The sequence below is a fragment of the Phocaeicola sp. genome, assembly GCF_048170425.1.
In the GTDB taxonomy this organism is placed as follows: domain Bacteria; phylum Bacteroidota; class Bacteroidia; order Bacteroidales; family Bacteroidaceae; genus Phocaeicola.
Genome location: NZ_DBEXBB010000158.1, coordinates 1 through 8,519, shown reverse-complemented (window position 1 = coordinate 8,519; position 8,519 = coordinate 1). Strand labels below are relative to the sequence as shown.

Annotated in this window: 9 protein-coding genes; 6 read left to right on the top strand and 3 right to left on the bottom strand. The window is 40.5% G+C overall.

What is annotated here, in order from left to right:
* A partial coding sequence (locus ACMJ0U_RS06095; RefSeq protein ID WP_417128873.1) for a fimbrillin family protein occupies positions 1–842 on the top strand: 842 nt, incomplete at its 5' end.
* 104 nt (positions 843–946) lie between these two features.
* On the opposite strand, the gene ACMJ0U_RS06090 is transcribed toward ACMJ0U_RS06095, so the two are convergent.
* Both ACMJ0U_RS06090 and ACMJ0U_RS06085 read right to left on the bottom strand, forming a co-directional pair.
* Positions 947–1,366, bottom strand: a complete 420-nt coding sequence (locus ACMJ0U_RS06090; RefSeq protein ID WP_417128871.1) for a hypothetical protein — start codon at positions 1,364–1,366, stop codon at positions 947–949.
* A 30-nt stretch (positions 1,367–1,396) separates the two neighbouring features.
* A complete protein-coding gene (locus ACMJ0U_RS06085; protein WP_417128869.1) occupies positions 1,397–1,975 on the bottom strand; it encodes a hypothetical protein in 579 nt (192 codons plus the stop codon).
* Positions 1,976–2,162: 187 nt separating this feature from the next.
* Here ACMJ0U_RS06085 and ACMJ0U_RS06080 point away from each other — a divergent pair, with 187 nt between their 5' ends.
* From ACMJ0U_RS06080 to ACMJ0U_RS06060, 5 genes are all read left to right on the top strand, one after another.
* Positions 2,163–3,089: a caspase family protein gene (locus tag ACMJ0U_RS06080; RefSeq protein ID WP_417128867.1), complete on the top strand. Its 927-nt coding sequence runs from the start codon at positions 2,163–2,165 to the stop codon at positions 3,087–3,089.
* Between the two features lie 87 nt (positions 3,090–3,176).
* Complete coding sequence (locus tag ACMJ0U_RS06075) at positions 3,177–3,686, top strand: RNA polymerase sigma factor (RefSeq protein WP_417128865.1); 510 nt, start codon at positions 3,177–3,179, stop codon at positions 3,684–3,686.
* A 3-nt stretch (positions 3,687–3,689) separates the two neighbouring features.
* Positions 3,690–4,439, top strand: coding sequence for a hypothetical protein (locus ACMJ0U_RS06070; protein ID WP_417128863.1), 750 nt, complete (start codon positions 3,690–3,692; stop codon positions 4,437–4,439).
* Entirely contained in the window at positions 4,430–6,829 is a 2,400-nt protein-coding gene (locus ACMJ0U_RS06065) for a CHAT domain-containing protein (protein WP_417128861.1), read from the top strand. The genes ACMJ0U_RS06070 and ACMJ0U_RS06065 overlap by 10 nt, the downstream gene beginning before the upstream one ends.
* Before the next feature lie 92 nt (positions 6,830–6,921).
* Positions 6,922–7,701, top strand: a complete 780-nt coding sequence (locus ACMJ0U_RS06060) for an SDR family oxidoreductase (RefSeq protein ID WP_417128859.1) — start codon at positions 6,922–6,924, stop codon at positions 7,699–7,701.
* Positions 7,702–7,710: 9 nt separating this feature from the next.
* Here ACMJ0U_RS06060 and ACMJ0U_RS06055 read toward each other — a convergent pair.
* Positions 7,711–8,519: helix-turn-helix domain-containing protein (locus tag ACMJ0U_RS06055; protein ID WP_417128857.1), on the bottom strand; the 809-nt coding region annotated here is incomplete at its 5' end.

The window sequence follows — 8,519 nt, the reverse complement described above, 5'->3', positions numbered from 1 at the left end:
ATGCATTTATGGCTGCTGCTTTAGTAACAGCCTCATGCACCACGAATGAAGTCCCCAATGATGCAATCAGCCAGTTGGTTACAATTGTAGCTGACGTTTCTTCTCAATCTCGTACTCCGGAGTTAGGAGAGGATGGAAGTGGTACTTTTACCAAAGGTGATGTGATGACGCTTTGTGTAGAGAATAACCCGTCTCTGGATTATGCTTATCAGGAAGATGAGCTTATTTGGGGAGTGCTGAATCCGGCAGGAATTACCGGGCAGATAAAATTATCTGCTTGTTATCCCAAGCAGACTGTCTCACAGGAAGGGACTTTTGATTTTAATACGCTGACAGCTGTGGAGGGAGATTTGCTTCTTTCTGCGGCGCAGACTGTAACGGTGGGGACAGCGGAGGCGATTCGTTTGACTTTTAATCATGCTCTACATTGTCTCGATTTATCTTTTACAGCTGGTGATGGTTATTCTGCGGATGATTTGAAGAATCTGACCCTTTCGCTGAATGCAAAGACTACGTGTGTTGTGGATGCTTCCCAGGGAGTAATTAAGGACGTGAAATCTGTAAAAGGAGATTACAATGTAACTGGAACTAAAGCTTCATTTTTTCTTGTTCCACAGCCGACAGCAGATGTTACCTTGAAAATCACCGTAGGTGGTGAGGTAAAGACGATGCTTCTGAGTGATTTATTGCAGCAGCTGGGGGCTTCTCAGCTTAATTTGAAGGGAGGTGCCAAAAGTACCATTACTCTGAAAGTGGGTCGTGACGGCATTGTAGTAGAAAATGGCTCTATTGGTGCTTGGGAAGACCAGGTGACAGTAGATGGTGAATTGACCATAAGTTGATTCCATACTTCAGTCAATAAAGACACGGGGCTGACTCTTAGTTTATAGAGTCAGCCCCGTGTCTTTATTGGGGACAGTGCCGTGCCCTTTATTGTATTATGAACTTATTCTTCCATTAATTTATCAGTACCGAACATCTGTATTTTCCAGCTGCCATCGTCATCTTTTGTCAGGTAGAAATCAGCAGTGTTTTCTTGTCCGTTTAGATAAATGGTTTTATAGCTTACCTGAACCCATTTACCTGTTTTACTGGATTCTACTTTCAGAATTTCATAGCTCTTGATTTTCTCATCAGGATAGTTTTCTGCGTTGCGTTTCATTAATTTGACTAAATCCTGAATCTCCTTTTCCACTTTTTCGGGCTCAGATTTGTCTTCTACATAGAAACTTCTGGCATAAGTTTCATAGTCCTCTTCAATAATCGCATCGAGGGCTTTTTCAACGGCTTTTGTAGGTGTGTTTGAGGAGCAGGCAGCCAATAATAAGCCACATGCAGCTGCCAGCATCATAATTAGTTTTTTCATACTTGATATATTTATGTGAAACAATAATGGTTATTCAAATGCAATTTGTTTAAGTTTTGTATGTTTGATTTCGAGTGATGAACGCCCTGCTTTTATTTTATGAAGTCCTCCCCATTTTCCTGTGATTGCGTATTGTTCAACTAATTCTGTCGGAAGAATTTCCGACAAATTTCTTCGTACTACTGAACAGATTTCGTAAATCCGGTTATTGCCTGGAGCAACCAGGTTGTTAAGGCTTTTTTTGATTTTCCCCGCCTCTATGTTTTTTTCTTCAGATACAATTTGGTAAATCTGATATAGTTCTTTCATGTAACTATCCAGATTCTTAAACTCTACTCCTGTGTGATGTAGTAGAAAAAATATATATACCGTTTTGGGTAAATATGACATTTTCACTTCTTTATCACTATACATGGGAAAGAACAGACGACACTGGGTATCTATGATGATGGGAGTATTTTTTAAGCATATATCAGTTTTATTGTTCTGTAACGCCATTTTTTTCAGCATCTTTTTTATTTCTTCATCTTCCAGCAGCTTATCATTGGCAAGTAATTCCATCAACATCTTTTTGGCTGTGTAATATGAAATATTCAATTTCCGACTCATGGCTATGGTTTTTAATATTGCAAATTTAAATTAAAATAATCGCTACTCTCATTCAAAACAAGATTGTTACTAAATGACAAAAACCTTGTTTGTAGAAAAAAGTGTTTTGAGTAGGAATATTCAAAACATCTTTTTTATCTTTATCCGTCAAAGTAGTAAAAGGTAAACGGACAATTGTACTTTTTTTATGTGTATGAAGTTTTTTCGCTTTTTCTGCGTGTTGTTAATGTTTGTATGGGGATGGGGAAATGAGGTTAATGCCCGTACGGGAAGGGCATTAATTGTGGCTATTGGGGAGTATCCGGCAGACAGTGGATGGGAGAATATTCATGGGGATAATGATGGAGTATTGATGACTGAATTGTTGAGAAGGCATCATTATAGCCAGATTATATTGTTGAAAAATGAAAAAGCTACAAAGGAAGCTATAAATAGGTCCTTACAACAGTTGTGCGATGATACGGCTTCGGGCGATTATTTGTTTTTGCATTTTTCTTGTCATGGGCAGCAGATGATAGATTGGAATGGAGATGAAGAAGATGGATTGGATGAGGCTTTGATTCCTTATGATGCTTTGTTTTGGTATCTTCCAGGTGTATACGAAGGAGAGAAACATCTTTGTGATGATGAATTAGGTATCTGGATTGATAAGTTAAGACGTAAGGTAGGGAAAACGGGACAGGTTTTTGTACTTTTAGATGCCTGCCATAGCGGAACAGCGAATCGGTATACTCCTGATTTATATATACGTGGTACTAATAAGATTTTTGCTCCAGATGATTATCGTCCAAAATCCGGAGTGCATTTGGAGCGCAGCATGAAACTGAAGTCGCTTGATAATCTGGCTCCGGCATTGGTCTTGAGTGCTTGTAAACCGGAGGAAACAAATTATGAGTACTATAGTCGTAAATCCCGATGTCATTATGGAAAATTGACTTATAGTTTTGTGCAGGTGGCCACGCAGAAATCTCTTACATTTATGGCAGCCGACTGGTATAAAGTAATAGAAAAGACTATGCGGCAATTGCCTTCAAGTGCCTTGGCTAGATTGCAATGTCCTTATATGGAATGTAGTGATGCGGAATATGTTTTTGTATTGTCTGTTGCCAATTAAACTTAGAGTTTTATGCATTTGCCGTTTGACAGGAAAAAGCGAAATATAGGCCAGCCCGTTTCTGAGAATATTTTTTCAGAGAAGAGTATGGAACAACTTTATACTTTGTATAGAGGCCAGTTTATAGGCTATATACAGAAAAGATATCAACTGGAGGAAGACGTGGTATCGGATATTTATCATGACAGCTTTCTGCTGATGATAGATAATATCCGTACTGGGAAATATCAGAAGCAGGACGCCTCGCTTTTGACATATTTATTAGGGATTGGCAAAAATCTGGTGTTGAAGAAACTTCAAAAGAAGACTGAACGTCCTCTTGTAGCTGGATGGATAAGCGAACTTTTGCCGGATACAGATTGGAAAAGTGCTTTAGAAGAAGCCGGCAGATTGGTTAGTGAGGGGGATACGGTATGTAATCGGATATTACAGCTCTTTTATTGGAAAAGGTTGAGCATGAGTGATATAGCAGAGCAGATGGGGTATCAGTCGGCTGATGTGGCAAAGAGTAAAAAAAATTCCTGCATGCGTCGTTTATCTTTTGAGTTGAAACGTAGACTGGAAAGCAGGGGTATTTATTATAAATTGAAAAAATAAGCTATGGATAGATATAAAGACAATCGGATGCAGGATGAGATTGATCGCTTTTTGAATTATGAAATGGTTCCGGAAGAAGAGGATGCTTTTATTGCTCGTATGGAGAGGGAAGAAACGCTTAAAGAGCAGGTTTTTCTCAGGCAATTGGTGGTGGAGGCTGAAAGGAAGAAGGCAGAAGCGGATATTTTACGTGGAGTGCAGTCTAAGAAACATCGATTATTTTACGATATGCGGATTCGTTGGGCTGCAGCTTGTCTGTGTGTACTTATGATAAGCCTTGGCTTTTATGGAAGGATGTACCGTTTCCATACTCAGGAAGTTTTGCAGACGGTGTATACTCCTCCTGTGTGGGAGAGTGCACGTTCTGGTGGTTTTCCAACTCCTGAAGCTGCAAGAATAAATCGTCGAATGGCGCAATGGTACTCAGAAGAAAAGAATGACAGTTTGGTGAATTACTATCGGCAGTTGTCGGCTGAAGGTTATTTGTCTTTCCTTACAGAGGAGAGTAAAATGTTAGTCGGGATAGCTTGTCTGTATCAAGACAGTATTGAGCAGGCATATGTATTAGCAGAGGAACTCCAGAAGGGAGAAAATAAGGAGGCTGGAGAGTGGTTGCTGCTTGGATGTTTGTTGGATGACGGAAAAAGGAAGGATGCGCTGGAGCTGGCTTTTCGTATCAGTAAGAAGGAAGGGCTGTATAGTGAAGAAGCACAAAAAATTTATGATGCATTAAATCAACGTCGATGGTTCTGATGAGACTCTTTCGTTTTCGCTTGCTTGTGATTGTGCTGCTATGCATTTTAAAAGTAAGTTTTGTATGCGCTAAGGATTTTTCAGAATTGAATCAGACGCCTTACTTGCAGACACTTACTGATGACAGCCTGCAATATGCCTGGAGGCTTTATACAAAGAGTGTGGACTGGCAAGAAAAAGCTTATCCTTCACTTTGTTTTGCATTATCGGAAGAGGCGGAGAGAATATTCTACCGGAGGCTGGAGGATTGTGATTTTTCGTGGTACTATTTGGAAATAGCCTTGCGAAATCTGGAAATCAGTTTAAGCAGGAATAGAAAGTTTATCGATAAAGATGAAGAAAGTGGCCTGAAAATAGTTTCCATATTCAATTTGTTGAAAGTAAGCACGAATCTGGTCTGTGTCAAGGCCATTTTGGAAAAACATCAAGAGCAACCGGATAGCCTGCAAATCTTTTATAGCAACTGGCTTCAAAAATGTAAGGCTCGTTATTTGTCGGATTGTGCTTTGTACAGAATCAAGAAGGGGGAGTTGCAAGAGGCACTGACTTCTTGTGAGGAAGCTCTGAGTTTGTCTCGGCGTTATGATACCCGTCTATTAGCGGATGTTGCTTGTCAAAGGCATGTTATTCAGTATCTGATGCTTCCTTCTGCTGGAGTAGCACAAGAGGTCATAGATGGATTAAGGCAGTTTGTTTCCCCTGTCTTTACAAAAGATGAAATTCTTTGTAAGGGGACTTTACCCTTGTTTTACTTATGTGTGATGCAGATAGCACGTCGGTATGAAGAAAAAGGAGATTTGACGCAAGCCATTCAAACTTATCGGTTATTGCTGATTGAAATCAGGAAATACTTAAATAAAGACATTCCTTATTTGCTGGCGGAGGAGAAGAAGGAAATAGGCTTGTTGTTGCAATACTATCTGGATACCGTGCAGCACTTTTCGCTTCGTCATATTGAGTATGGCCCTGTCAGTGAATTATTGCTGGATCATAGTTTGTTGAAAGAAGATATATTATCTGTCGGTCCTTCTCCTATTTGTCAGACAGAAGAAGGAAGGCTGCCGCTTATTGTGGACTTGCAGCAAGCGATAGATTCTATTTATACAGCTTCTGATTACTATTTACTGCCAGGAAATCCCTGTTATTTCAATAAATTCCAGTTGCAGACACAACTGATGGATTTGAAACGAAAACAAGTGTCTTTGATTAAAAATAAGAGTTTATTGAAAGATGCTTCTGTAGAATGGACAGACTGGAATGACCTGAAAAAATACTTGGAGCCGCATGAGGCGCTTGTGAAAATAATAGATTTACCGATTGATTTTTTTGACAGGCAGTATGTGGCTTTAGTGATTACTTCTGATTCATCTTCTCCTGGCATGGTGTTGTTGCCAGAGAAGCGGGCTTTGCTTCGTATTCGGTTGGAAAATCAGGAAACAGAGAAAATATGGAATCCAATTTATCAGTTTCTTGGAAATCGGAAGGATTTGTATTTTTGTCTGGAGGGTGACTTGATTGAGTTTCAATGGAGTAACATTCCGTTTCAGAAGAAAAAGCTATTGGATATATACAATTTGCATTATTTATTGAGTACCACTGATTTCGTAAGATTAAAGCAGAAACAGGCTGATAGTATACATTTTAAACGTGACTTGTATGGGTTTGGAGGAGCTTATTTTTCTGCCCCTCCTTCATTGAAAGGAATGCGTGGCCAGGGAGCACAATATTTGCCAGGAAGTAGAGAGGAACTGTGTTGTATAGATACCATGTTGCCCGAAGGATGGAATTTACATTTGTTTTTAGGGCGAGAGGCCAATAAGCCCAATTTTCTTCGGTTGTCTTTTCGGACAGCGCCACATAGTGTGATTCATATTGCCACTCATGGGTTTTCATTGCTATATGATGAAACTATTTCGGATGGACGAATTGTATCTTTTCAAAAGAATCCATGGATAGGAGTCAGTGCGTATAAAGATCCGATGATGCGGCATGGATTTTTGCTCACGGGGGCTAATCGCTATTGGAACAAACCAATTTCTTATGATGCGATGGATTCGGGTATCGTTACTGCATATGACGTGTCACAGATGAATTTGCTTGGGACGGATTTGGTGATTCTGTCGGCGTGTCGGTCGGCTTCTGGAGAAATGAAAGATGGAGAAGGATTATTTGGATTGATAAGGGCATTCAAAGTAGCAGGAGCTAAGGCTGTTCTGGCAAATATGAATAATATATCTGATTCGGAGACGATTTCGTTTATTACGACTTTTTACCGTTATTGGATGGATGGAAACAATCTGTTCGATGCCTTTTGCAGAACACAGCGTGAACTGATAAGTACAGCTCCGGAGAATGAGTTTTTATGGACTGGATTCGTCTTGTTCGAGTAATTGATAGGGGAGATATTGTGTTCCATACATTTTTATTTGGAGGAGTTTGGATATTTTAGATACGAAGAAGAATTAGAAATATAAAAAGTATTATGAATAGAATTATAGTAGTGACGGGTGGAGCTGGAGGGATTGGCCGTTGCATTGTAGCACATTTTGCTTCTCGAGGTGATAGGGTGTATTTTATAGATCAGAATCAGCAGGCTACTCTTGTGCAGGTGGAAAAGATGCGTGAGAGAGGCTGGCAGGTGACTGGTTTTGTCGGTGATGTGGCAGAAAAGCAAGCTCTGGAGGAATTTGCAGATTTGGTGCTTCATGAACATCCCGAAGGCATACATTGCCTGATTAATAATGCTTGCCTGATGCGGGGAGGTATCCTTTCTGACTGTGATTATGAAGATTTCCTGTACGTGCAGCGTGTGGGGGTAGTGGCACCTTATATGTTGGCCCGGTTATTCAAAGACCATTTTCAGGGGGTGGGAGCGATTGTAAACATTTCGTCTACACGTGCTTTTCAGTCGCAACCGGATACGGAGAGCTATACGGCTGCCAAAGGGGGGATTACTGCCCTGACTCATGCTTTGGCCGTTAGCTTGTCGGGGATAGCACGTGTGAATTCAGTAGCTCCCGGATGGATTGATACCGGTGCTTATCATGAAGAGATGCATTATGAAGCAGCCTATAGCACGGGAGATACCGCTCAACATCCGTCAGGCAGGGTAGGAGAGCCTGCCGACATTGCTCGTGTGGTGGATTTCCTTTGTGACGAGCGTAATTCATTTATCAATGGAGAAAATATTACGGTTGACGGAGGGATGAGCCGGTTAATGATATATCATAATGATTGTGGATGGACTTATGTCCCTTCATGATTGTCCTGTCTATGATTTCTTGTGTGCCGTTTCTTTTCGCATGCGGAAGTTTAAAGGTGAAAATCCGGTTTTTCGCATGAAAAACTTTCCGAATACCGATTGGTCAGAAAATCCGAGACTATCGGCTATCTTTTTTATGTCCATGTCTGTACATTCTAACATTCTGCGTGCATCGGCGCACAAGAGTTCATCCAGATGGAAACGTACTGTATGTCCTGTTACTTGTTTTATTATACGCGACAAATAAGTAGTGGAGATATTCAGATGATCGGCATAGAAGCTTATGTTGTGCTGGCGGCAATAATTTTCTATTAGTAGTTTCTTGAATTGCCGGAAAACTTCGCTTGAACGTTTCATGTAACCTGATGCTCCTTTATTTTTTTTATGTAGCATGTCTGCTATTTGCAATAATAGAAAACTGCCCAGGTGGCGTAAAGCACCGTCACGATACAAAGGCATTTTTTCCAGATATTTTGAGAATAAGGCCAGAGTTTTATGTAAATAATCACTCTGTTGCGGCTCAAGTAGAAAGATTGCCAGATGGTAATTTCCTACATGCGGTGAAACCTGGTTGTATACAAGCTGGCTTGCTGGAAGTGTGTCAAAATATTCTGGTACGATGTATAGGCAGGAGCAAGAGAAGTCCTTGCTGATTGATGTTAAGGAACTGCGTAGGCTGGGAGTGATTACCAGCAGATGGTTTGCGGATAATAAGTGCTGATGATGGTCGTTGGTTACTAGAACTGTTCCGTTTGTGACGAGAAGAAAGAAAAATCCTTTTTCAATGAGAACCGATTCGTACGCAGAAAACGAGGTCT